Below are 25626 nucleotides of genomic sequence, written 5' to 3'. Positions count from 1 at the left end.
ATTATTCTACAATGATCTCATCTGCAAAGAGCCATGACCCATTTCCTGAGCCTGGAAAACCCTCCTGAATGATTCCGTTATTGATTGCTTTTATTTTTATAAAGCGCGCTTTTACTTTCTTCCCTTTCCAATCGATAGCACCTTTGGCTTCCCGAATTTCTTTTTGAGAAAACGATTGAAGCGTTTGAAAATGAATCCCGTCGGTTGAAATTTCAAACGTCACTTCTTTTGGATAATAAATCCAACTGGACGGACTCTCTAATGTTCCTAGATTGAGATGAGTGATGGGCTTTTTACTGCCTAAATCAAGTAGTGCTACGATGTCTTTTTCCCAAAACCCTAACCAATCACGGCCAAATTTTTGAACGTTTCCTTTCACCCCGTTAACCAAAGCAAAGCCACCACCTGCCCCATAGCGACTGTCGGGTTGATTTTGAAGGCTTACTAAACAACTGGTAGCTTTGTGAATGGTGAAAAGCTGATCACAAACTTTACTTTTTTGTTGACCTTCATCAAAATAAGCCGCTTTTACCATTTGTGATTGTTTTATCATCAGCGCATTTGAAAATGTTGGCGATTGTGTGGTAGGTTGACTCCCATCTAACGTATAATGGATTTTAGTTGGATTTTGGTTGGATTTCAAAACATACAACACGCCTTGTTCTCCACCTGGATTAGGCATTACCTCGGAAGTAACTTCAAAAACCGCTTTACTGAAATTTATTTTTTTTGACTCCCAATCTGGAAAATGTTGAATCACGCGATTAAAAAAATTGGTGTATTGTTTGGGCTGTGCCGTACCCCATAATACTTCAGAAAGTGCAGTCATTCGTGGAAAAATCATGTATTCAACTTGTTCAAATGTTGGAATATATTCAGTCCATACATTGGCTTGTGCTCCAAAGATAAATTGGGCTTCATCCGCAGTTAATTCAGTAGGAATAGGCTGATAACTATATACTTTTTCGAGTGGCGTATATCCTCCAATTGCTAGAGGCTCATTTTTGGGTTCACCCTGATAGTGATCAAAATAACAATGAGATCCTGGTGTCATTACTACAGGATGCCTTTGTTGAGCCGCTGCGATTCCTCCTTCTGTACCACGCCAGCTCATCACTGCAGCATTGGGCGCTAATCCTCCTTCAAGGATTTCATCCCATCCAATTATTTTTTTTCCTTTTGCATTGACAAATTTTTCAATCCGTTGAATAAAATAACTTTGGAGTTCATGTTCATCTTTCAAATTTAGATCTTTGATCCGTTTTTGGCAATTAAGGCATGCTTTCCATCGTGTTTTTGGACACTCATCTCCTCCTATATGGATATACTGTCCCGGAAATAAGTCCATCACCTCGGCAAGCACATCTTGTAAAAAGGCAAACGTTTCCTCTTTTGGACAAAACACATCTTCCAAAACGCCCCATTCTTTGGCTACTTCAAAAGGTCCTCCCGTACAAGAATATTGCGGATATGCGGCTAATGCGGCACGGGCATGACCCGGCATTTCAATTTCGGGTACTATTGTAATATGGTGAATACTAGCATAGGCTACAATTTCGCGAATATCGGCCTCGGTATAGGCTCCTCCATAGGGTTCGGAATCAAATTTTTGATCATTATAATGACCTAACATTGAACCCTTTCGCCAGGCCCCAACCGCTGTGAGATTAGGGTACTTTTTTATTGGAATACGCCACCCTTGATCATCGGTTAAATGCCAATGAAAAGTATTTAATTTATAAGCTGCGAGGTAGTCAATATATTTAAATAGTGCTTCTTTTGGAAAAAAATGGCGACTAACATCGAGATGCATGCCCCTCCATTTGAATTTTGGCACATCTTTAATCTGTCCACATGGAAATTGCAGCTGATTTTTTGGAACATTGAGCAATAACTGTGTCAGGGTTTGAAAACCGTATTGAACACCTGAGTAATCCGATGCTTTTAAATAAATCACCTTAGGATTTATTTCGATTTCATAAGCTTCAGCAGCCATTTTTGGTTCTATTTGAACTACAATAGAACCGTCTACAATCGTAGATTTGTTCGTAATGTAAATTGCTTTTTTTCGCGAACGGATTTCATTAATGAGAGCCCCTGCTTCGGCATCCATTTCCAGTGGAGCAACAATACTAATCGTCGTATCAACTGTGAAAAAATCGTCGTTAAATGCAACATAGGTGGGTTTTGGAATAAGTGGATATTCTTTTTGTGACCACACAAGAGTTGAGAGGGCTAATAGAAGTAATGTAATTTGTTTACGCATACTCATTTTATTTACGTAACGTAAATATATAAAAAAGGCACCGCTGTTGAGAACCTAAGTTTAAATTCAATTCCGAAAAATGAAAACTATTCAATACCCCAATTAAAGCCCAAAAAAAATCCCCACTATTGAAGTGGGGACTTATAGAAAATAATATCAAATTACTTGTGATTAGTATCGGAACAACATTCTTTGTCCTTACCGCCTCCAATAAATTTTCCAGTGGCATCATATTGCGATAAACATTTCGCTTTTTCTTCTGCTGAACATCCTAAAGAATCACACATTTGGGCACATTGATCTTTTGTCATAGAAGCACATTTGCTCATATCACATTTACCAATCATTTGTCCCTCACAAGCACTTTTACAGTTTTCTTTTGCAGCACACATTTCTTTTTTTGCACATGCTTTTTTATCGATCGTACTATGACCATCACTCAAGATTGGAGCAATTACCAAACCAACTAAACAAGTTAATTTAATTAAAATGTTCATAGAAGGACCCGAAGTATCTTTGAATGGATCACCAACCGTATCTCCGGTAACAGCAGCTTTGTGCGCATCAGAACCTTTGAAAGTCATTTCACCATTAATCATAACACCCGCTTCAAACGATTTTTTAGCATTATCCCATGCTCCTCCGGCATTGTTTTGGAAAATAGCCCAAAGCACACCCGAAACACAAACTCCTGCCATATAACCTCCTAAGGCTTCTGCACCCATTAACAATCCTAAAATAATGGGAGTGATAATCGTGATTGCTCCAGGCAACATCATTTCACGAAGCGCTGCTTTCGTTGAGATATCAACACATTTTCCGTATTCAGGTTTTCCAGTTCCTTCCATAATTCCTGGAATTTCGCGGAATTGACGACGTACTTCCTGAACCATATCCATCGCAGCTTTACCAACAGACTGCATAGCTAAAGCAGAGAAAATCACCGGAATCATACCTCCGATAAATAATGCCGCTAATACATCTGCCTTGAAAATATTGATACCATCGATACCCGTAAAAGTAACATAAGCAGCAAATAAAGCTAAAGCCGTTAAGGCAGCCGAAGCAATGGCAAATCCTTTACCTATAGCAGCTGTTGTGTTTCCTACAGAATCTAAAACGTCTGTACGTTGACGCACTTCTTTAGGCAATTCACTCATTTCAGCTACACCACCAGCATTGTCTGCGATAGGTCCGAAAGCATCAATAGCTAATTGCATTGCAGTAGTTGCCATCATTGCTGAAGCAGCAATAGCTACACCATAGAAACCTGCTAAGAAATAAGCACCCCATATAGCCGCAGCAAAAAGAATTACCGATCCAAAAGTTGATTTCATACCGGTTGCAAGACCCGCAATAATGTTGGTCGCTGCACCCGTTGAAGAATTTTGAACAATATTTAAAACTGGTTTTTTACCTAATGCCGTAAAGTATTCGGTAATTGCAGAGATTAATAAACCTACTGCTAAACCAACTAAAGTAGCATAAAATACATTGATGCGAGGAACATCTTTAACTCCTTCACCGAAGAAATTCATGTTGATAGTCGCGGGTAACATTTTGTCAATTAAAAACCAACAAGCAACCACCGTCAAGGCTAATGAAATATAGTTTCCTAAATTTAAAGCACCTTGAACTTCGGGTTCTTTAGCGTCATTGTTTTTGATTTTTACAAAGAACGTTCCTATGATTGAAGCTAAAATACCAATACCTGCAATTGCTAAAGGTAAAAGTATAGGCCCCATGTTTCCGAAAGCATCTGTAAATTGAGATCCTTTTGCCTCAGTCATATCTTTAATGATATAGTTACCCAATACCATAGAAGCAAGAACTGTTGCTACATACGATCCGAATAAATCGGCACCCATACCGGCAACATCACCTACATTATCACCCACGTTATCGGCAATTGTAGCAGGGTTTCTCGGATCATCTTCAGGGATACCTGCTTCAACTTTTCCAACTAAGTCAGCACCAACATCGGCTGCTTTTGTATAAATACCACCTCCAACACGAGCAAACAAAGCAATGGATTCTGCACCTAATGAAAATCCAGCTAAAGTTTCCAACACCATGGACATATTATCATAGAATGATTTTCCATCGGTGTTCATGAATTGGTGTAAGAATAGTAAAAAGAAAATACTCAATCCAAGAACAGCTAGACCCGCAACACCAAGTCCCATTACCGTACCGCCAGAAAACGATACCTTTAATGCTTGTGGTAAACTTGTTTTAGCAGCTTGTGTTGTACGTACATTTGATTTTGTAGCAATACGCATTCCAATATTTCCTGCTAGGGCTGAAAAGATTGCTCCAAAGATGAAAGCAACAACAATCATCCAATGCGATACTCCAGAAATTTGTGAAACGGCAAATAAAGCTACCGATGCGATAACAACGAAAATAGCTAAAATACGGTATTCTGCTTTTAAGAACGCCATAGCGCCCTCTTGAATACTCTTAGCGATTCCTTGCATACGCTCATCACCAGCATCTTGTTTGTTTATCCATGAGGCTTTGATCCCCATGAATATGAGTCCTAATACTGCCATTGCAATAGGCAGATAGATAAACATTTTCTCCATAAAAAGGTTAGTTAGTTATAAAATTTTAAATTTTAAAATCGTGCAAAAATAAAGAAAAATAAATTTTTAATCCTAAAACTTCCGTTTTTATTATGGGAGTTGTTTTAAAAATAAAAACCAAATTCGCCCTTTATCGTAAAATTACTTGTTCCAGGGGTATCGCGATAATTTCCACGCCAACAAGCATCAATTCGGAAAACCTTAAAAATATTTCCTATGCCGACACTGTATTCCCAATACGGTTGAGTGGGTGCTTTGTAGACTAAATTTGATGCGTTTAACAATTGATTTTGGGTTGAGAAATTTCCATAAACACCACGAACACCAACTATTTCGCGCCAATTTAATTTGCGCAATAACGGAATTCTAGAAAACAAACGTCCTTGGAAATTATGGTCCCATTGAAAGGTAACGTATTCGTCGGTCACAAACTCATAGAAATTCAAGTTACTAAACGTGTTTCCAATAATAAAATACGTTTGGTTTCCTGGCACAACACTCATCAACCCTAAAGGCACTTGACCAAAAGTTTTACCCATTTCGACCGTTACATTGGTACGTCCTAATGGACCGATTACAAATGGTTGTTTATAATACAACTGGAGCTTGGTATAATCAAAATCACTATTCAAAAGGCCTTTAAAACCTTGACTTACCTTAACAAATAAGCGGCTGTACGGATTATCAACTGCTAGACGTTCTACGCCATACCCTACTGCCTTTTTACCAGGGGTATATTCCGTTTGAAAATATACTTCTGACTGCCGTAAATCACCCCGTGTTTGTATGCGAGCACTATCGGTAAAATAATCCATTGTAAACAAATCACGGGAAGCCGATTCTAAGGTTCGGAATGAAAAACCCGTTTCAAACACGACATTTTTCAAAGGTTCTATTTCAACTGAAACCGAGGTTAAATTAATATTCGACAATTTGCCATTGGTTCCCGACATGAAAATTCCGGAGGAGGCAAAACTTCTCCCTAACACATCGTTTGTTGTGGTTAAACTTGCACCAATTTGTTCGATATCCCTTCGATTTCCTCCCGAAATAATCAGACGGTTTTTGGTGTTTACCATCCATTTTCCAGATATTCCGTATTTAAACTTATAATCATCAAAACCGAATGCTGTATATCCTTGAATACGCCATTTGTCGTTGGGGCCAAAATACGTTCGTCCTCCAGTACGCAATCGAATTCCCTCTACAACATTATATCCAAATGTGGAAAAAATGGGACCATAATCAAAATTCCCTTTCTGAATGTAGCCACTGGCCAAAATGGTAACCAGATTGTACATTTTCTTGAACTTTTTAACCGTTTTTAAAGTGTCGAGCATTTTGTAAACGCCCACCTCATCTTTGTTGAGTTTCTCAAAACGGTTTTGCTCCCAAAATTCTTCATTACGGGTATAAACAGCGTTGTCTATAAAATTGACTTCATCCCGGTAAAACTTATCGGGTTTCGGTTGGTTGAACTTATGATTTCGAAACAAGCTCGTACGTTTTCCATATACCCCTTTAGCTTCATCTTTCTTTGATAATGAAAAATCTGACATCATGTAATCTCGTGTCAAGAGAAAAACAGAGTCGTTTACCACATCAAACTCCTGTTCGATATAAATATCTTTAACCCAGTTAATATTGGCACTCTTTGAGACGGCCATATTAATTGTTTTTATTGCAAATGTGGAATCATTGACCCAAAAATCGCCTTTAAACGTCAATTCATTTTTACGTCGGGGGTAAAATACAATATTATAACACCATTTATTATCAACATAAGCACTGTCGCGGAGCACATAATTATAGACATCGATACCTGTCGTAGAAATTGGACTTGTAAAACTCTTATCAAAAAAAGTGAGGTGATTATTATAGATATTGTAATCATTATACAAGTCTTTAATAAACGTATTTACACCATCACCATTACTTAAACCCGAGTTTTTATTTCCCTTTAAGATTTCTTTTTTCTTACCCAGTTTGTTATCGCCATAGACTTCATAAAGGGACTCATTGATAAAAATTGGCAAATACGTTTTTCCCGTAACCGAAGAAGTATCTATTTTATCAAAAATAAATTCCATGCCTTTAAAAACTTTACTTTTCATAAAGTTACTGTCGATCGAATTCAAATCAAACTCAACCTTTTCATACTTGTCATACGCATATTGATCAAAAAGGCGCAGGCCGTTTTTACGTTTACGTTCCCATATTTTTCGTAGTATCCGCAGTGCGGGATTATTTTTTTTAGAGGTTTTTCCCGTGTAAATCACTACTTCTTGAAGTACTTGTTCTTCATTTAAGACCACCTTAAGATTGTAGATTACAGGCTTTTCTAGTTCGACATCTTTGGATGTATAGCCCATAAATGCAACAACGATAACCGTATGGTTTTTTTTAGATTCTATGTAAAACTTACCATTTTCATCACAAACAACTCCTTCATTTGAGCCTTTAAAAACAACATTCGCAAAGGGTATGGGTTGATTTTTTTTATCGATTACTATACCACTAACTTTAGTCTGCGCAGAAGAAAATAGCGTAAAAAATAAGGCAATATGTAGTAGAATTTGATTTTTTTTCATGCGGTTTTAATCAACTAAAAAAGCCATTCCGAGAATTCAGGGAATGGCTTCAAATATAAAAGAATATCCTTACTTATACATTACTTTTTTTACTGCTTTTACAACATCACTTGCATTGGGCAACCACTCTTTTAATAGTGTTGGCGAATACGGAGCAGGAGTATCAGCTGTAGTAATTCGTTGAATAGGAGCGTCTAAATAATCAAATGCACGTTCTTGGACCATATATGTAATTTCAGAGGCCACACTCGCAAACGGCCATGCTTCCTCTAAAACCACTAAACGATTTGTTTTCTTAACCGAATTAATAATTGCATCATAATCCATTGGTCGCACAGTACGCAAATCAATTATTTCACATGAAATACCTTCTTTAGCCAATTCATCAGCAGCAATAAACGCTTCTTTAATGATTTTACCAAAAGAAACGAGTGTTACGTGCGATCCTTCTCGTTTAACATCGGCCACACCAATTGGAATAATATATTCTCCTTCGGGCACTTCCCCTTTGTCTCCATACATTTGTTCTGATTCCATGAAAATAACCGGATCATTATCGCGGATAGCCGCTTTTAATAATCCTTTGGCATCATACGGATTTGAGGGAACAATTACTTTCAATCCTGGACAGTTGGCATACCAATTTTCAAAAGCTTGAGAATGCGTGGCAGCCAATTGACCTGCCGAAGCCGTTGGCCCACGAAACACAATAGGCATTGGGAATTGGCCAGCAGACATTTGTCGCATTTTTGCTGCATTATTGATAATTTGGTCTATACCTACTAAGGAGAAATTGAATGTCATAAATTCTACAATAGGTCGGCAACCATTCATTGCAGAACCAACAGCAATACCCGCAAAACCTAATTCAGCAATAGGTGTATCAATAACACGTTTGGGTCCAAATTCATCCAACATTCCCTTGGAGGCTTTGTAGGCACCATTATATTCGGCTACCTCTTCACCCATCAAATATACGGACGCGTCGCGACGCATTTCTTCACTCATCGCTTCGGCTATCGCTTCTCTAAATTGAATCGTTCTCATATCGAATAGTTCGTTATTCTGTTTTGATTGGCAAAAATAAGAATTCTCGACGATTAAAATATTCTCTTATACGATTTTATAATTCCTTTTTTTACGAAATCGATATAATTGAAGTTTAAAGGTTACTTCAAGCCGATTTATTGCACTATTTTTCAGAAAAAAATCACTTAACTTAGGTGTTTTTGCGTTAATTTTTTTGAAAGTTTAAAACTAAAATACAACACAATCAAGATTCTTTAATGAAATCGATTGAAATCTAAAAAAATAGTATGCGCGCATATAAATGTTAGAAATATATTTTTTACTTTTACGTCGAAAAAATTTAAACCCCTCAAAATCATATGAAAATATTAGTTTGCATCAGCCATGTGCCTGATACTACTTCAAAAATCAACTTCGTAAACGGGGACACGGAGTTTGACACCAACGGTGTTCAATATGTAATAAATCCTAATGATGAGTTTGGACTTACCCGTGCCATTTGGTTTCAAGAGCAACAAGGTGCAAAAGTAACCGTTGTAAACGTGGGAGGACCCGATGCCGAGGCAACATTACGCAAAGCGCTCGCTATAGGGGCTGATGATGCAATCCGCATTAATGCGATTCCTACCGATGGTTTTTTTGTAGCTAAACAATTGGCCGAAGTTGTAAAAAACGGAAATTATGATTTAGTTATTTGTGGAAAAGAGTCATTAGACTACAACGGCGGAATGGTTCCTGGTATGTTAGCGGGTTTAGTCAACTATAATTTTGTGAATTCTTGCACAGAAATTACGGTAACGGGATCTGATGTAAAAGCAGCACGCGAAATTGATGGCGGTAAGGAAATTATCGCTTCCTCTCTTCCTATGGTTGTTGGGGGACAAAAAGGAATAGTAGAAGAAAAAGATTTACGCATTCCTAATATGCGTGGAATTATGACCGCGCGTACCAAACCACTTACTGTAGTAGAACCGATAACCGCTGATGCAAAAACAAAAGCTGTGAAATTTGAAAAACCAGCACCAAAATCAGCCGTAAAAATGGTGGCTTCAGAAAATCTTGACGAATTAATCAATTTATTACACAACGAAGCAAAAGTTATTTAAGCTTCCTAAAATAAACGACTATGTCAGTACTTATATATGCCGAATATGCAGACGGCAAATTCAAAAAAGTAGCTTTAGAATTGGCATCCTATGCCAAAGCTGTTGCGGATAGTATGGGAACCCAAGTAACCGCGGTAACTATTAATGCAGGGGACACTGCTGAACTAGGAAAATATGGCGTATCTAAAGTTGTAAAGGTTACCAACAACCAATTAGCCAACTTCAATGCAAGAGCTTATGCAGATGTAGTGCAACAAGTAGCTCTAAAAGAAGCGGCAAAATTAATCATTTTGTCTTCCACAACCGATAGTTTATATTTAGCTCCTATGGCAGCTGTAGGTTTAGAAGCGGGCATGGCCTCCAATGTTGTAGGCTTACCCTCAACCACTGCTCCTTTTCAAGTGAAACGCAGTGTATTTTCGCAAAAAGCATTCACTATTACAGAAATGACAACCGCTGTAAAAGTGTTGTGTATTTCTAAAAACTCGTTTGGTTTAATTGAAAACAACACGACAACAGTTACAGAAGATTTTGCACCAAATTTAAACGAAACCAACTTTGCGGTAAACGTTGAATCTATCGAAAAAGCCAACGGTAAAGTTTCTATTGCAGATGCAGATATTGTTGTATCGGGTGGTCGCGGATTAAAAGGTCCCGAAAACTGGCACTTATTAGAAGATCTAGCAACTACTTTGGGTGCGGCTACAGCGTGTTCAAAACCTGTATCGGATATTGGGTGGAGACCGCATAGTGAACACGTTGGACAAACAGGGAAACCGGTTGCTTCAAATTTGTATATCGCCATCGGAATATCGGGTGCGATTCAACACATTGCAGGAATTAACGCTTCCAAAGTAAAAGTGGTAATCAATACCGACCCAGAAGCACCTTTCTTTAAAGTAGCCGATTACGGAATCGTTGGTGATGCCCTAGAAATTATGCCGCGTTTAACTCAAAAACTAAAAGAATTCAAAGCACAAAATAGCTAGCGAATCCTTAAAATAGCATCTAAATACTTTAAGCCGTTTGAGTAAATAACAAACGGCTTATTTTTTTAAAATATAAGCAAATCTTTTTGTTATTTTGCAGTACATATTGTTGCATCTATCTTCAATTGTATTTTGGGTAACCGATTTCTCTAAAACGATAGTGCGAATAGAATAAAGGTAAATCAAGCAATAGTGATCATCGGTATTACGGTTTTAAAGTCGTAATGATTTAAGTGAATTATGAGTTTAGTTAAACTGAATATTAAAGGTATTTCATATAGTCAGACCCAAAACGGCGCCTATGCACTGATCTTAAATGAGGTGGATGGCGAACGAAAACTTCCTATTGTTATTGGTGCGTTTGAAGCCCAATCGATTGCTATTGCGCTTGAAAAAGAAATCAAACCTCCCCGTCCATTGACACACGACTTATTCAAGAGCTTTGCCGATCGTTTTGATATCGTGGTTAAACAAGTAATTATTCATAAACTCGTTGATGGTGTGTTTTTCTCAAGTATTATTTGTGAACGGGATAAAATTGAAGAAATAATCGATGCGCGAACTTCGGATGCTATTGCGCTAGCGCTGCGTTTTCAAGCTCCGATTTTTACGTATAAAAATATTTTGGATAAAGCGGGGATTTACTTAAATCCAACGAGTAATGAAGGAGAACAAACGGACGGCGTACTTTCTGAACCTGAAACTTTTGGAGATTCTAATGAATCGACCCCAACGGCAGGTAGCGGTTTCAACACCTACAGTTTATCCGAACTAAATGACCTATTGGAAGCGGCAGTTCAAGACGAAGATTACGAAAAAGCAGCGCGTATCCGTGACGAAATATCCAAACGTGAATCTTAAAAATAGTCCAAAGTGAAACAGTACCATGACCTCGTTAAACACGTTTTAGAACACGGCGTACAAAAAGGCGACCGCACCGGAACCGGAACTAAAAGTATATTCGGATACCAAATGCGATTTGACCTCAGTGAAGGTTTTCCAATGGTTACCACTAAAAAACTCCATTTAAAATCCATCATCTATGAATTGTTATGGTTTTTGAGAGGAGAAACTAACATTGGCTATTTACAAGAAAACGGAGTGCGTATTTGGGATGAATGGGCTGATGAAAACGGCGATTTGGGTCCGGTATATGGCCACCAATGGCGTAATTGGGACAGCAAAAACATTGATCAAATAGCCGAATTGATTACCACTTTAAAGCAAAACCCAAACAGTCGTCGTATGTTGATTTCTGCTTGGAATCCTTCTGTTTTACCCGATACTTCAGTTTCATTTGCAGAAAATGTGTCCAACGGAAAAGCAGCACTCCCCCCCTGCCATGCCTTTTTTCAATTTTATGTTGCCGAAGGAAAATTATCCTGTCAATTGTACCAGCGCAGTGCCGATATCTTTTTGGGTGTTCCTTTTAACATTGCTTCCTATGCGTTATTAACGATGATGATTGCACAAGTATGCGATTTACAACCGGGTGATTTTATTCACACCTTTGGTGATGCGCACATTTACAACAACCACTTTGAACAACTGGAATTGCAATTGAGTCGGGAGCCACGCCCCTTACCCACGATGAAAATCAATCCGAATGTGAAAGACATTTTCGCCTTTGAATTTGAAGACTTCACCTTGGAAGGCTATGATCCGCATCCGCATATCAAAGGAGTAGTAGCGGTTTAGTTTCATAAAAAAATCCGCCTAAACTAGACGGATTTCAAAACAAACCAACCAAAATTTACACTTCAAAAAAACTGCGATCAGCATTGAAAAGCATTTTTCGGTAACGCAAGTGAAAGGAACTACTAAATACCTTTTCACTTATAACTTCAACAAAACCACTTTTGAAAAATTGTGCGTTCTTTAAATTTGTACCAGAAATAGCCAATTAAAATATAGAAAACGTATTCCTATTTTCATTTAAAGATTGCTTTTACAAAGTAACGGTATAATACTCATTATTTTAGAACGTTAAAAACGATTTATTATTTTCATAATTGTAAGGTTTATTTAAAATTGGATTCCTATTTTTTTTACCCTTTTTATAAAAAATAAAATCAAGAAAACGTTTTCTTATTTTGAAATAGTGAATTTAAATTTTCATGTTGGCCGGAATTATTCGTACAACAAACGCCAAAATTGTATTAAAATCGGCTTTAAAATCCATTTTATCAAGTTCAATTTCTAGAAACACTGTATTTTTACGGCGCAAATTAGCAACTCATGATTACATTAATTGCAGCCGCAGCTGAAAACAATGCTTTGGGCAAAGACAACCAATTGTTATGGCACCTTCCGGATGATTTTAAGCGATTCAAATCCCTTACTACCGGAAACTATATCATCATGGGCCGCAAAACCTTTGAAAGTTTTCCGAAACCATTGCCCAACCGAACACACATAATTATCACAAGGCAATTAGATTATGCTTATGAAGGATGTATTGTTGTGCACTCGTTGGAAGAAGCTTTAGCGCTTTGTCTACCAACGGAAGAAAATTTTGTCATTGGGGGTGCAGAAATCTATCATCAGGCATTGCCGTTTGCCAATAAAGTCGAACTCACCCGTGTGCACGCCTCTTTTGAAGCCGATGCTTTTTTCCCAGAAATTGACAATTCACATTGGAATTGTGTTTATGAAGAGCTCCATCCAACGGATGAGAAACACAAGTACAGTTTTACATTTCAAACATTCCTCAAAAGATAATCCCCTAAATTCCCCTCATCAAGTCGATTTATTCGCTACCTTTGCGCCACTAAAAATGGCTAAAAAAATGGCTAAAAATGTAACTCCATACAAAGATTCCAATTTGAGTAAAAAAGAACAAGTTACTCAAATGTTTGACACGATTTCTGGAAACTATGACGGATTAAATCGTGTAATTTCATTTGGAATCGATGTGAAATGGCGTAAAAAAGTACTGCAATTGGTTAAAGCTACCCAACCGGAAACGATTCTTGATATAGCCACAGGAACCGGTGATTTGGCGATTCTTATGGCACAAACCAACGCATCAAAAATTGTGGGACTTGATATTTCTTCAGGGATGTTGGAAGTAGGCAAGAAAAAAATCAAAGAGCAAAACCTAGAATCAATTATTGAGATGGTTTTAGGCGATTCAGAACAAATGCCTTTTTCCGACAACTATTTTGATGCCATTACCGTTTCGTTCGGAATTCGTAATTTTGAAACCTTAGCTAAAGGTTTAGCTGAAATCCATCGTGTTTTAAAACCCGGTGGGATTTTTGTGATATTAGAAACATCGGTTCCAGTAAAAACGCCCTACAAACAAGGATACCGTTTTTACACTTCTACGATCCTACCCTTAATTGGCAAACTGTTCTCTAAAGACCGCGTTGCCTATGGTTATTTATCTGAATCGGCCGCTGTTTTCCCGTATGGTGAACAATTGAACAATATTTTACGTAAAATTGGGTTTATAGACGTGAAAGCCATGCCGCAAACATTTGGGGTCGCTACGATCTATTCGGCATCTAAATAAACTATGAAAAAAAGTATCCTTTTAATTTTAATCCTATCCCTTGAGCTTCAAGCCCAAACGAAAGGGTTATTTGCTAAAGATCCGATCATACATTTGGAAAATTTTGACAAACAGCGTGTACATTGGGGATATTTTTTAGGATTTAATAGTTTTGATTTTAAAATCGATTACCTCAACCCTCCAACAACAGACATTTCGGTTTCGGGTACTACTGGATTCAACGTAGGTTTAGTGGGTAATTTACGTTTGCATGAATATTTAGATTTGCGGTTTGAACCCGGATTGTACTATACCCAACGGAATCTAACCTATGCTGGATTTTCGCGAATTTCAGATGCATTGCGCGAAGTGCGTTCAACCTATATTTCTTTTCCATTATTATTGAAGTTTTCTTCAAAACGTGTCGGTAATGTGCGCCCCTATTTAGTTGGAGGATTAGATGCAACACTTAATTTATCTAGCAACTCAAAATCGCTAGACGATAATTACCAGCAACGTTTTCGAGTAAAACCTTGGACCAATAATTATGAATTGGGGTTTGGTATTGATATTTACTTGGAATATTTCAAATTTTCACCTTCAATACGGGGAATTTTTGGAATGAATGACGAGTTGATTCGCGACAATAATCCCGACAGTCCGTGGACAGGAAACATCTCGAGTATGAAAACGCGGGGTTTTTTGGTAAATTTTACGTTTCATTAATTCCCACGGCGGAATTCACTTAATAGAATCGCGGTTGCACTAGCCACATTTAAGCTTTCCGTTTCTTGTTGAGTGCCAAAACGAGGAATTGCTAATCGTTGTGTTAAATGCTTTTCAATTTCGGGACGAATCCCATTGGCTTCATTGCCCATCACCACTATTGCTTGAAGCGGCAATGTACTTTGATACACATTTGCACCATTCATAAAAGTTCCTAAAACGGGTAATGAAGATTTTGCTAAAAACGACTCCAAATCAACATAACTTACATTAACGCGCTTAAGCGATCCCATAGTTGCCTGAACCACCTTTGGGTTGTAACAATCTGCAGATTGTAAACTACACACCAATTGTGTAACGCCAAACCAATCACACAAACGAATAATTGTCCCTAAATTTCCTGGGTCGCGAACCTCATCTAAAGCTACAATTAGTCCTTCATAATTGGGAATCTTTTGTGGAGCAATTTTGAAAACGGCCAAACAATTATTGGGCGAAGTTAAAGCCGACATTTTTTTTAGTTCAGCTGAAGTAATAAACGTTGGCTCTACTGTGCCTATTGCACCAAATAGGGATTCGGTTTGGTATAATCCTTGCAGTTCAAAATCAGATTGCAGCAATTCATCAATAACCTTGAAACCTTCGGCGATAAAGAGTCCGTATTGATCACGGTACTTTTTTTGTTGCAACGAAGCAATTAACTTGATTTGGTTTTTGCTAACCATAAAAATACGTTACTTTTGAATTTATATTTTGAACTTTTGCGAAAACACCTCACAAAAATATCATTATTTCTTGGAATCGTATTGCTATTTGCTGCCTGTACGATTACAAAACGTGTTCCAGAACAAAAGCGGCTATTGATTCGCAACGAAATTACTTTGAATGAAAAACCGACGCGTGATGAAAATGTGTTTTTTCAATTGTATCAAAAACCCAATTCGTCAATTTTAGGGTATCGCCTGCGGCTGCAACTCTATAACTTAGCCCGTCAACAAGCCGATTCGGCCTACAACCAATGGTTAGATCGAAAACCCAACCGAAGAAAACGATTAAACTCGCTCCTTTCTGCGAAACAAGTGGAACGATTAGGTCAATCATTTGCGGTTTCGGGATTGAGTAATTTTTTAATGAAAACGGGGGAAGCGCCTTCCGTTTTTGATTCAATAGCGGTTCGAAAATCAATTAAGCGTTTAAATTCATACTACTACAACAAAGGATATTTTGACGTCGCTACAACGGCAACGCGTGACACGAGTGTTCCAAAGCGAATCGGTATAAAATACGCGGTTAAATTAAATTCACCTTATCAAATAGATAGCTTAAAAACCCTAATTACGAGTCCGATGCTCGATTCTTTGTATCGTATTCATGCTGATCGGTCACAAATAAAGACAGGAAAACAATACGATACCGAAATTTTGAATGCGGAACGCGACCGTATTACAGCGGATTTTAGAAATAATGGCGCTTATCTATTCCAACAAAATTACATACGCTATAGTTTAGATACTATTGGTACTAATAAAAAAGTAAATGTAAATTTAGTCATCAAAGATTATTCATACAGGGAAAATGATTCGACAAAAACAGCACCTTTCCGTTTGTATAAAATCAATAAAGTAGCTATTTACACCGATCAAACTACGAGTAAAAATGAATTTAAAATACAAGATAGTGTCGCCTATAAAGATTTTGTACTTTACAGTGAAAAAAAATTAAAATACCGCCCGAAAGCGATTACCGACGCGGTATTTATTACCAAAGGGAGTTATTTCTCTGATAACAACACAACCCTGACCACAAAATACCTGAGCAATCTTAGGGTATTTAAATATCCAACCATTCAATATGTCCCTGATCCGAAAGACAAAGGAGGATTAATCGCGAATATCTTTTTAACGCCACGAAAGAAATATACTTTTGGAGCTGCAGCAGATTTTACGCATTCCAACATTCAGGATTTTGGTATTGCTGGAAACACATCCTTACGGATTAGCAATGTATTCAATGGTGCCGAAACCTTTGAAGTAGGATTTCGAGGCAATGTGGGTTCGTCTCGCCAATTAGCGAATCCAAATAATACTTTTTTTAACATTTCTGAAATTGGTTTGGATGCAAAACTTAATTTTCCGCGTTTATTTTTTCCATTCAATACTGATAAAATCTTTCCAAAAACGATGTTACCTACAACCAGTATTACCTTTGGTTTTGCCAAACAACGCAATATTGGTTTAGACAAACAAAACTTTACAGGTGCATTTACTTATAATTGGATTCCCCGAAAAAATCAAACCTTCCGTTTAGACCTATTCAATATTCAATTTGTAAAGAATTTGAACATCAGCAACTATTTTAATGTCTATAAATCGTCCTACGATGCCTTAAATAACTTGGCCCTATTTTATGATGCCGATACTAATTTTCCGGAGTTTTTTGCAGATGGAAAACTAACAATCGATTCGGGAACAAATGGATTTATTAATGCTGCACTTAGCTCAAATCCGTCGATCACACCCTCAACAAACGATTTGAAAACCATCCGTAGTATTGAAGAACGGCGAAAACGATTAACCGAAAATAACTTAATTTTTGCATCTAATATTTCCTATTCAAAATCAACTAGTCGTGGTGTAAACGATAATAACTTTTATTCGATTCGCACCAAATTTGAGTCCGCAGGAAATTTACTATCTCTATTTGCAAGGGCTTCAAAACAATTGGAAAATCAATCGGGAGCCAATACTTTTTTTGAAGTGGAATTCTCACAATATTTAAAAGGTGAAATTGAATTTATACGGCACTGGACCCTACATGGAAAAAGTTCAATCGCTTTCCGTTCTTTTGCAGGTTTGGCAGTTCCTTATGGAAATTCAAACACCATTCCATTTTCACGGAGTTATTTTTCTGGGGGCTCAAACGATAACCGTGCATGGCAACCCTATAGCCTCGGTCCAGGGAGTAGCGGTGGTATAAATGATTTTAACGAGGCCAATATGAAGATTGCTTTAAATGCAGAGTACCGTTGTAATTTGTTTGGCAAATTTAATGGCGCTGTTTTCGTAGATGCCGGAAATATATGGAATGTATTTGATGCCGTAGAACAGCAATCATACCAATTTAAAGGATGGAAATCGATACAAGAATTGGCGGTAGGTACCGGAATGGGTTTGCGTTACGACCAAGGATTATTTGTAGTGCGATTTGACATTGGTTTCAAAACCTACAACCCTTCTGAACAAATAGAAAATAAATGGCTGAGATCGATTAACTTAGCGGAATCCGTTCTAAATATTGGGATAAATTATCCGTTCTAATTTTTTTATTTTTACTTTTGTAGTCCTAACAAAAAATACAACTACATCATGGCACACAACATTAAGCCCGGGGTAGCCACCGGAGATGAAGTTCAACAAATTTTTGCTTACGCTAAAGAAAAAGGATTTGCATTACCTGCCGTTAATGTAGTAGGATCCAGCACTATAAATGGTACTTTAGAGACTGCAGCCAAACTCAAAGCACCTGTAATTATTCAGTTTTCCAATGGGGGTGCACAATTTAATGCAGGCAAAGGGTTGTCGAATGCTGGTGAACAAGCTGCTATCTTAGGTGCGGTTGCTGGTGCAAAACATATTCATACATTGGCTGAAGCTTATGGAGCTACGGTCATTTTACATACCGATCACTGCGCAAAAAAACTATTGCCATGGATTGATGGCTTGTTGGATGCTTCTGAAGAGCATTTTGCTACCACAGGAAAACCATTATTTTCCTCGCATATGATCGATTTATCAGAGGAGCCATTGCAGGAGAACATTGCCATTTGCAAAGAGTATTTAGCGCGAATGAGTAAAATGGGCATGACTCTTGAAATTGAATTGGGAATTACGGGTGGTGAAGAAGATGGTGTTGATAATTCGGATGTCGATAGTTCAAAATTATATACGCAACCATCAGAAGTTGCCTATGCCTATGAAGAATTGATGACTGTTAGTCCGCGCTTTACAATTGCTGCTGCATTTGGAAACGTTCATGGTGTTTACAAACCCGGCAATGTTAAACTGACGCCGAAGATTCTTAAAAATTCACAAGATTTCGTTCAAGAAAAATTCAACACCGATAACAATCCCGTTGATTTTGTCTTTCATGGTGGATCGGGTTCAACCCTTGAAGAAATTCGCGAAGCGATTTCCTATGGTGTTATTAAAATGAATATTGATACCGATTTACAGTTTGCTTTTACAGCGGGCATCCGCGATTATATGACATCAAAAATTGATTATTTAAAAACACAAATTGGAAGCCCAGAAGGAATTGATTCTCCAAATAAGAAACATTACGATCCCCGTAAATGGGTTCGTGAGGGCGAAATTACCTTCATCAGCCGATTGGAACAGGCATTTGCCGATTTGAATAATGTAAATACTTTATAAATTTTATTTTTTGAATTATTATTGATAGTTCATTCTTTATAAATCAATAAATATGGCTTGGTTTAAACGTACAGAAAAAGGAATTAAAACCGCTACGGAAGAGAAAAAAGATGTTCCGAAAGGCTTGTGGTATAAATCTCCAACAGGTAAGATAGTCGATGCTGACGAATTAGAGCGCAACCTATGGGTAAGCCCTGAGGATGATTTTCATGTACGCATTGGCAGCAAAGAATATTTTGAAATTCTTTTTGACAACAATGAATTTAAAGAATTGGACGCTAAAATGACTTCCAAAGACCCGTTGGATTTTGTTGACACAAAGAAATACTCAGATCGTTTAAAGGAAGTTATGGATAAAACCAAACTTAAAGATGCTGTGCGAACGGCTGTTGGTAAATCCAAAGGAAAAGATCTTGTGGTTTGTTGTATGGATTTTGCATTTATTGGAGGATCTATGGGGGCGGTTGTTGGTGAAAAAATTGCACGAGGGATCGATTATTCGATACAGCATAAGATTCCTTTTTTAATGATTTCTAAATCAGGGGGAGCCCGTATGATGGAAGCGGCTTATTCATTAATGCAATTAGCTAAAACTTCGGCAAAATTGGCCCAACTAGCCGACGCAAAAATCCCTTATATTTCTTTATGTACTGATCCAACTACCGGGGGTACCACTGCATCGTATGCGATGTTGGGTGATATTAATATTTCTGAACCGGGTGCTTTAATTGGATTCGCGGGGCCCCGAGTGGTTCGCGATACCACTGGAAAAGATTTACCCGAAGGTTTTCAAACGGCAGAATTTGTTTTAGATCACGGATTTTTGGACTTTATAGCCCACCGAAAAGAATTAAAAAACAAAGTGAATTTGTATTTGGATTTGATTTTGAATCAAGACATTCGATAAAAAAAGATGTTCTAAAGCACGATATTTCATCGTGCTTTTTTTGTCACTACAATTATAATCCGCTACGGATCGCTTCTACTGGATCCAATTTGGAAGCGGTAATTGCGGGTAAAATTCCTGAGACAATTCCAATTGCAATTGCTAGAACAGAACCCAAAACAATGTTTGAAAAACTTAAGATGAATTCGAAATCCAACATTGAAGTCAATAGTAAAGTCAGCAGCCAAACAAATAAAATACCAACCAATCCGCCAAATAAACATAGAATAATGGCTTCAAATAAAAATTGAAATAAGATCATCCTGTTTTTGGCTCCTAACGATTTTTGAATACCGATTAAATTGGTTCGCTCTTTTACAGAAACAAACATAATATTAGCAACCCCAAACCCGCCTACTAGTAATGAGAAGCCTGCTATAATCCATCCTCCAATATTCATAGTATGAATTATTCCATCGATTAAATCGGTAAAACCAGAAAACACATTGATAAAGAAATTGTCTGCTTCAGCTACTTTCATCCCGCGATAATTTCGCAATTTCTGGGATAGATCTGCTTTAAATGCCTGCATATCTATTCCTTTTTTAGGTTTAATTACAATAATGGGCGTTTGCGATTTGTTTTCACCTATCGCACGGCGAATAAAGTTAACCGGAATAATAGCCGATGTGTCGTCATTTCCAAACATTCCATCCCCTTTTTTCTTTAACACTCCTACTACTGTAAACCGTTGACCATACAAGCGCACTTGCTTTCCAATGGGGTCCAATTCCCCAAACAACCCTTCAGCCAATTCGGCTCCAATAACTACAACCGCTGCTCCAGAATTGGATTCCGATTCATTAAAAAACCGTCCTTCTGTAAACTCATAACCTTGAATATTGATAAACGTATGGGTTACAGGAACAATATTTACATTCGTCATGGTTTTGGATTCGTACTTCATATTTTCCCACTTCAGAAAAATTTGATACGACATCTCCTCTGAATCGGGAAGATTATCGCGCAAATACTCAAACTCTGCATAGGTTACATTGGGAAATTGTTCCCGTTTCCATGCTGGGATTTCTGAGGGACCAAACGTATCATTGAATAAATAAATGGTGTTTTTATCTAAACTGCTTAATTCTTTTTTTATTTTGAGATCGAGGGAGTCCACTGCAGCCAAAACGGCAATGATTGAAAAAATACCAATTGTTACACCCAACAATGAAAGAAACGTACGCAACTTATTATTTCGCAAAGCATTAACTGCAAATGCGAAACTTTCTTTTACTAATCGCAGGTATAACAACATAGTTTAAAATATAAACAAAGATACATATTTGTAAGGTGTAAGCTCGAATTGTTACAATGCTAATTTCATATTTTTTTTAAAAAAATAGTTAGTGTACTCCGCTTAAAATGACCTATTTTTGCAACTTAATCCAACAACAACACAATGACGACTACAAAACCCATACAGTCGGCCCTGATTTCGGTTTTTTCGAAAGACGGACTCGAACCGATCGTACGTAAACTTCACGATTTAAAGGTTACCATTTACTCCACAGGTGGCACCGAAGATTTTATTAGAAATTTAGGAATTCCCGTTGTTCCGGTTGAAGAAGTAACCGAATATCCTTCAATTTTAGGAGGGCGAGTAAAAACCTTACATCCTAAAATTTTTGGTGGCATATTGAACCGTCAAGATAATGCTTCCGATAGTGCACAAATGACCGAATACCAGATTCCTCAAATAGATTTGGTTATTGTAGATTTATATCCGTTTGAAAAGACCGTTGCCTCGGGTGCTTCTGAAATTGATAGTATTGAAAAAATTGACATTGGGGGAATTTCTTTAATTCGTGCTGCCGCTAAAAATTTCAATGATACCGTAATTGTTCCTTCGATGAACGAATATGCATTATTTTTAGAAATGATAACACAAGGTAATGGAAGTACATCGTTAGCACAACGTAAGTTTTTAGCATCAAGAGCCTTTCACGTATCTTCCCATTATGATACCGCAATTTTCAATTATTTCAATCAAGATTCGACTATCTTTAAATTAAGCTCCGATCAAGGTCAAGCCTTACGTTATGGTGAAAATCCCCATCAAAAAGGATTTTTCTTTGGTAATTTTGAGGCAATGTTTACGAAACTACATGGAAAAGAATTGTCCTACAATAATTTGTTGGATATAGATGCGGCAGTAAATTTGATCTTAGAATTCAAAGATAACGATCCTACTTTTGCAATCTTAAAACACAATAACGCTTGTGGTTTAGCAACTCGTTCGACTCTTAAAGCAGCCTATCTTGATGCGCTTGCTGGCGATCCCACTTCGGCATTTGGGGGTGTCTTAATTGCAAATAAAAGAATAGACGAAGCAACCGCACAAGAAATCAATCAGTTGTTTTGTGAAGTAGTAATTGCTCCTGCATTTGACGTGGAAGCTTTGACGATTTTACAAGAGAAGAAAAATCGTATAATTTTACAACAACACGATATCGAATTGCCCCAACAAAATATACGCACCTGTTTGAACGGTATTTTAATTCAAGACCGAAATACAATTACTGATACGAAAGAGGGGCTAACTTACGTTACTACTTTGCAACCAAATGATCAAGAAATTGCCGATCTTATTTTTGCATCCAAAATTTGTAAAAACACCAAATCAAATACGATTGTATTGGCAAAAAATGGACAATTAGTTGCTTCAGGAACGGGGCAAACCTCCAGAGTAGATGCATTGCGTCAAGCGATAGAGAAAGCCCATGCCTTCGGATTTGATTTAAAAGGTGCCGTAATGGCAAGCGATGCCTTCTTCCCATTTCCCGATTGTGTTGAAATTGCACACCAAGCCGGAATAACAGCGGTGATTCAACCTGGAGGCTCAATTAAAGATGATTTAAGTATCGCCTATTGCAATGAAAATAATGTTGCAATGGTATTTACAGGTACACGTCATTTCAAACATTAATTTTATTATTTTTGTAGGCTGATTAATAAATAACAAACTAACACCCTTTTAGAAGCGTATGGGATTTTTTGATTTCATGACTGAGGACATCGCAATTGACCTTGGTACCGCCAATACACTGATCATTCACAATGATAAAGTTGTAATCGACTCACCGTCGATTGTAGCGCGCGATCGTATTACCGGAAAAATTACTGCCGTTGGTAAAGAAGCCAACATGATGCAGGGTAAAACCCATGAGAATATCAAAACCATTCGCCCTTTAAAAGACGGTGTAATTGCCGATTTTGCTGCTTCGGAAGAAATGATTAAAGCATTCATCAAAAGCATTCCAGCTTTAAAGAAAAGAATGTTCACACCGGCTTTACGTATGGTGGTTTGTATCCCATCGGGTATTACCGAAGTAGAAATGCGTGCCGTTAAAGAATCCTGTGAACGGGTGAATGGAAAAGAAGTGTATTTGATTCACGAACCAATGGCTGCGGCAATTGGTATTGGAATTGACATCATGCAACCAAAAGGAAATATGATTGTAGATATCGGTGGGGGTACTACCGAGATTGCAGTTATTGCTTTAGGAGGTATTGTTTGTGACAAATCGGTTAAAATTGCAGGCGACGTATTCACCAATGATATCATTTATTACATGCGTACCCAACATAATTTATTTGTTGGAGAAACTACTGCAGAGAAAATCAAAATTACTATAGGTGCTGCGACCGACTCATTAGACTCTCCTCCAGAAGATATGTCTGTACAAGGGCGCGACTTATTGACGGGTAAACCGAAGCAAGTTGCCGTATCGTTCCGAGAGATTGCAAAAGCTTTGGATAAATCGATTCAGCGAATTGAGGATGCCATTATGGAAACCTTGTCGCAAACACCGCCAGAATTAGCCGCAGACATCTATAATACAGGGATTTATCTTGCCGGTGGAGGCTCGATGCTTCGCGGATTAGATAAACGTATTTCGTTAAAAACCGATCTTCCAGTGTATATTGCCGAAGATCCGTTAAAAGCGGTAGTTCGCGGTACCGGCATGGCATTAAAAAACATTCCAAAATTCAGAAGTATCCTGATCAAATAAACCGATTATTTCTTAACTTTATTGACGACATATTGAACTAACAAACCGGACTTAGTAGCGTAACTCATGCAGCAAATATTTAATTTCCTTTTAAAAAACAGCTATCGTATGCTGTTTTTGCTGCTTATGGTGACCGCCATTTCACTAACGGTTCAATCGCATTCTTACCACCGAAGTAAAGTAATCAATTCGGCCAATTTTTTAACGGGCGGTGTTTATCAGCGCATCAACGATGTCAATGAATATTTCAACCTCAAAACTAAGAATGATGAGTTGGCAATTGAGAATGCCCGTTTGAAAAGTATCCTTTTTAACCAAAAAGACACAACCAAAACTCCTGTGTTAGACACTATAAAAGGCGTTAAAAAAGTAGATCTTTTGGTGGCTAAAGTAATTCATAATTCCTACAGTTCACAAGTTAACTTTCTCACTATAGATGCAGGAACCAAAAACGGTGTTCGTCCAGAGATGGGGGTAATTAACAGCTTAGGAATTGTGGGTGTTGTTGAAAATGTTTCACCAAAATATGCAACCGTATTGAGTATTTTAAATACCGAAGCTCCGATAAACGCTAAAATTAAGAAATCCAATCATATTGGCTCATTAATTTGGAACGGAAAAAATACCGGTTTTGTGCAACTCATTGATGTTCCCCGTTTGGCCTCCGTTCGCAAAGGAGATACGATTGTAACCGGTGGGCAGTCGACCATTTTTCCAGAAAATATTAATATAGGAACCATAGAAAACATCTACACCGACGACGAAACCAATTATTATACAATCAATGTTCGTTTATTTAATGACATGACGAGTTTAGGTCATGTTTATATTATTCGCAATAAAGATCGTAACGAAATACTTAACCTCGAAAAGAAAACGAAAAAAAACAATGAACAGTAGTTCTTTACTATATAATAGTATTCGTTTTGTGTTGCTCCTAATGGTGCAGGTTATTTTATTTAATTCAATTAATTTTTTAGGCTATATTAACCCCTATCCTTACGTACTTTTTATTATTCTTTTTCCCGTAAATGGGAATCGTTATGCATTGTTGAGTACGAGTTTTTTATTGGGACTAATTATGGATTTATTTTGCAATTCGGGTGGTGTTCATTCTGCAGCCTGTATTACATTAGCTTACCTACGTCCTTCAATTTTTAAATTTTCTTTTGGTTTGAGTTACGAATACCAAACGGTTAAATTAAATGATGTCCTTACACCCGAACGATTCTCTTTCATACTGATTGCTGTTACTGTTCATCATTTGTGTATGTTTTTCATGGAAATATTTGCTTTGGACTATTTCTGGAGTATTCTATTTCGCACTTTAGTAAGTACATTATTTACTATTCTCATGTGTATTTTGATCATCTATTTAATCAAACCTAGTAAACGATGAGAAAAATATTGCTTCCCGGTTTAGTGATCATTCTTGCCAGT

General features: G+C 37.5%; 20 protein-coding genes. 14 read left to right on the top strand and 6 right to left on the bottom strand.

Translation table 11 applies throughout. The features are described from left to right. Position 1: 1 nt before the first annotated feature. The 4 genes from Q0039_RS03330 to Q0039_RS03315 form a co-directional block, all read right to left on the bottom strand. Complete coding sequence (locus tag Q0039_RS03330; protein WP_297509033.1) at positions 2-2266, bottom strand: family 20 glycosylhydrolase; 2265 nt, start codon at positions 2264-2266, stop codon at positions 2-4. 161 nt (positions 2267-2427) lie between these two features. Then, positions 2428-4854: a sodium-translocating pyrophosphatase gene (locus Q0039_RS03325; protein WP_297509030.1), complete on the bottom strand. Its 2427-nt coding sequence runs from the start codon at positions 4852-4854 to the stop codon at positions 2428-2430. A 104-nt stretch (positions 4855-4958) separates the two neighbouring features. Next, positions 4959-7445, bottom strand: a complete 2487-nt coding sequence (locus tag Q0039_RS03320; protein WP_297509027.1) for a DUF5686 and carboxypeptidase-like regulatory domain-containing protein — start codon at positions 7443-7445, stop codon at positions 4959-4961. 69 nt (positions 7446-7514) lie between these two features. Next, positions 7515-8546, bottom strand: a complete 1032-nt coding sequence (locus tag Q0039_RS03315; RefSeq protein WP_297509058.1) for a pyruvate dehydrogenase complex E1 component subunit beta — start codon at positions 8544-8546, stop codon at positions 7515-7517. Between the two features lie 287 nt (positions 8547-8833). Here Q0039_RS03315 and Q0039_RS03310 point away from each other — a divergent pair, with 287 nt between their 5' ends. From Q0039_RS03310 to Q0039_RS03280, 7 genes are all read left to right on the top strand, one after another. Beyond that, positions 8834-9580: an electron transfer flavoprotein subunit beta/FixA family protein gene (locus tag Q0039_RS03310; protein WP_297509024.1), complete on the top strand. Its 747-nt coding sequence runs from the start codon at positions 8834-8836 to the stop codon at positions 9578-9580. Between the two features lie 20 nt (positions 9581-9600). Further along, positions 9601-10569: an electron transfer flavoprotein subunit alpha/FixB family protein gene (locus tag Q0039_RS03305; protein ID WP_297509021.1), complete on the top strand. Its 969-nt coding sequence runs from the start codon at positions 9601-9603 to the stop codon at positions 10567-10569. A 240-nt stretch (positions 10570-10809) separates the two neighbouring features. Beyond that, the gene (locus tag Q0039_RS03300) at positions 10810-11430 is read left to right on the top strand and encodes a bifunctional nuclease family protein (RefSeq protein ID WP_297509018.1); all 621 of its coding nucleotides are present in this window, start codon (positions 10810-10812) and stop codon (positions 11428-11430) included. Positions 11431-11442: 12 nt separating this feature from the next. After that, entirely contained in the window at positions 11443-12267 is an 825-nt protein-coding gene (locus Q0039_RS03295; protein WP_297509016.1) for a thymidylate synthase, read from the top strand. 540 nt (positions 12268-12807) lie between these two features. Further along, complete coding sequence (locus tag Q0039_RS03290) at positions 12808-13290, top strand: dihydrofolate reductase (RefSeq protein ID WP_297509013.1); 483 nt, start codon at positions 12808-12810, stop codon at positions 13288-13290. A gap of 67 nt (positions 13291-13357) precedes the next feature. Beyond that, on the top strand, positions 13358-14086 hold the full coding sequence (gene ubiE / locus Q0039_RS03285; RefSeq protein ID WP_297509011.1) for a bifunctional demethylmenaquinone methyltransferase/2-methoxy-6-polyprenyl-1,4-benzoquinol methylase UbiE: 729 nt from the start codon (positions 13358-13360) through the stop codon (positions 14084-14086). 3 nt (positions 14087-14089) lie between these two features. Then, complete coding sequence (locus Q0039_RS03280; RefSeq protein ID WP_297509008.1) at positions 14090-14791, top strand: porin family protein; 702 nt, start codon at positions 14090-14092, stop codon at positions 14789-14791. On the opposite strand, the gene Q0039_RS03275 is transcribed toward Q0039_RS03280, so the two are convergent. Continuing rightward, positions 14788-15516 carry an RNA methyltransferase gene (locus Q0039_RS03275; protein WP_297509005.1) on the bottom strand — a complete coding sequence of 243 codons (729 nt, stop codon included), beginning with the start codon at positions 15514-15516 and terminating at the stop codon, positions 14788-14790. The two genes, Q0039_RS03280 and Q0039_RS03275, sit on opposite strands and share 4 nt — an antisense overlap. 36 nt (positions 15517-15552) lie before the next feature. On the opposite strand from Q0039_RS03275, the gene Q0039_RS03270 reads away from it, so the two are divergent. Genes Q0039_RS03270 through accD form a run of 3 tightly spaced genes read left to right on the top strand, consistent with a single transcriptional unit; the run spans position 15553 to position 20131 of the window. Next, complete coding sequence (locus tag Q0039_RS03270; RefSeq protein WP_297509002.1) at positions 15553-18108, top strand: BamA/TamA family outer membrane protein; 2556 nt, start codon at positions 15553-15555, stop codon at positions 18106-18108. A gap of 48 nt (positions 18109-18156) precedes the next feature. Further along, positions 18157-19224 (top strand): class II fructose-bisphosphate aldolase, encoded by a 1068-nt coding sequence (gene fbaA / locus Q0039_RS03265; RefSeq protein ID WP_297508999.1) that lies wholly within the window; start codon positions 18157-18159, stop codon positions 19222-19224. Positions 19225-19276: 52 nt separating this feature from the next. Continuing rightward, a complete protein-coding gene (gene accD, locus Q0039_RS03260; protein WP_297508996.1) occupies positions 19277-20131 on the top strand; it encodes an acetyl-CoA carboxylase, carboxyltransferase subunit beta in 855 nt (284 codons plus the stop codon). A gap of 52 nt (positions 20132-20183) precedes the next feature. On the opposite strand, the gene Q0039_RS03255 is transcribed toward accD, so the two are convergent. After that, positions 20184-21428, bottom strand: a complete 1245-nt coding sequence (locus Q0039_RS03255) for an ABC transporter permease (RefSeq protein ID WP_297508993.1) — start codon at positions 21426-21428, stop codon at positions 20184-20186. Between the two features lie 144 nt (positions 21429-21572). Between Q0039_RS03255 and purH the strand changes: the two genes are divergently transcribed. From purH to Q0039_RS03235, 4 genes are all read left to right on the top strand, one after another. Next, complete coding sequence (gene purH, locus Q0039_RS03250) at positions 21573-23099, top strand: bifunctional phosphoribosylaminoimidazolecarboxamide formyltransferase/IMP cyclohydrolase (protein ID WP_297508990.1); 1527 nt, start codon at positions 21573-21575, stop codon at positions 23097-23099. 58 nt (positions 23100-23157) lie between these two features. Then, the gene (locus tag Q0039_RS03245; protein WP_297508987.1) at positions 23158-24186 is read left to right on the top strand and encodes a rod shape-determining protein; all 1029 of its coding nucleotides are present in this window, start codon (positions 23158-23160) and stop codon (positions 24184-24186) included. Between the two features lie 66 nt (positions 24187-24252). Beyond that, the gene (gene mreC / locus Q0039_RS03240; RefSeq protein WP_297508984.1) at positions 24253-25086 is read left to right on the top strand and encodes a rod shape-determining protein MreC; all 834 of its coding nucleotides are present in this window, start codon (positions 24253-24255) and stop codon (positions 25084-25086) included. Further along, positions 25076-25585, top strand: a complete 510-nt coding sequence (locus Q0039_RS03235) for a rod shape-determining protein MreD (RefSeq protein WP_297508982.1) — start codon at positions 25076-25078, stop codon at positions 25583-25585. The genes mreC and Q0039_RS03235 overlap by 11 nt, the downstream gene beginning before the upstream one ends. Positions 25586-25626: the final 41 nt, after the last annotated feature.

Origin of the sequence: Flavobacterium sp. (assembly GCF_027484945.1) — a bacterium.
GTDB lineage: Bacteria > Bacteroidota > Bacteroidia > Flavobacteriales > Flavobacteriaceae > Flavobacterium.
This window is presented reverse-complemented; position numbering and strand designations above follow the sequence as displayed.

Coding starts and splice junctions, on each gene's coding strand:
- mreC (WP_297508984.1), top strand. CDS start 24,253: ATGCAGCAAATATTTAATTTCCTTTTAAAAAACAGCTATCGTATGCTG.
- Q0039_RS03275 (WP_297509005.1), bottom strand. CDS start 15,516: ATGGTTAGCAAAAACCAAATCAAGTTAATTGCTTCGTTGCAACAAAAA.
- ubiE (WP_297509011.1), top strand. CDS start 13,358: ATGGCTAAAAATGTAACTCCATACAAAGATTCCAATTTGAGTAAAAAA.
- Q0039_RS03310 (WP_297509024.1), top strand. CDS start 8,834: ATGAAAATATTAGTTTGCATCAGCCATGTGCCTGATACTACTTCAAAA.
- accD (WP_297508996.1), top strand. CDS start 19,277: ATGGCTTGGTTTAAACGTACAGAAAAAGGAATTAAAACCGCTACGGAA.
- Q0039_RS03330 (WP_297509033.1), bottom strand. CDS start 2,266: ATGCGTAAACAAATTACATTACTTCTATTAGCCCTCTCAACTCTTGTG.
- Q0039_RS03255 (WP_297508993.1), bottom strand. CDS start 21,428: ATGTTGTTATACCTGCGATTAGTAAAAGAAAGTTTCGCATTTGCAGTT.
- Q0039_RS03245 (WP_297508987.1), top strand. CDS start 23,158: ATGGGATTTTTTGATTTCATGACTGAGGACATCGCAATTGACCTTGGT.
- Q0039_RS03325 (WP_297509030.1), bottom strand. CDS start 4,854: ATGGAGAAAATGTTTATCTATCTGCCTATTGCAATGGCAGTATTAGGA.
- Q0039_RS03280 (WP_297509008.1), top strand. CDS start 14,090: ATGAAAAAAAGTATCCTTTTAATTTTAATCCTATCCCTTGAGCTTCAA.
- Q0039_RS03235 (WP_297508982.1), top strand. CDS start 25,076: ATGAACAGTAGTTCTTTACTATATAATAGTATTCGTTTTGTGTTGCTC.
- Q0039_RS03290 (WP_297509013.1), top strand. CDS start 12,808: ATGATTACATTAATTGCAGCCGCAGCTGAAAACAATGCTTTGGGCAAA.
- fbaA (WP_297508999.1), top strand. CDS start 18,157: ATGGCACACAACATTAAGCCCGGGGTAGCCACCGGAGATGAAGTTCAA.
- Q0039_RS03305 (WP_297509021.1), top strand. CDS start 9,601: ATGTCAGTACTTATATATGCCGAATATGCAGACGGCAAATTCAAAAAA.
- Q0039_RS03300 (WP_297509018.1), top strand. CDS start 10,810: ATGAGTTTAGTTAAACTGAATATTAAAGGTATTTCATATAGTCAGACC.
- Q0039_RS03320 (WP_297509027.1), bottom strand. CDS start 7,445: ATGAAAAAAAATCAAATTCTACTACATATTGCCTTATTTTTTACGCTA.
- purH (WP_297508990.1), top strand. CDS start 21,573: ATGACGACTACAAAACCCATACAGTCGGCCCTGATTTCGGTTTTTTCG.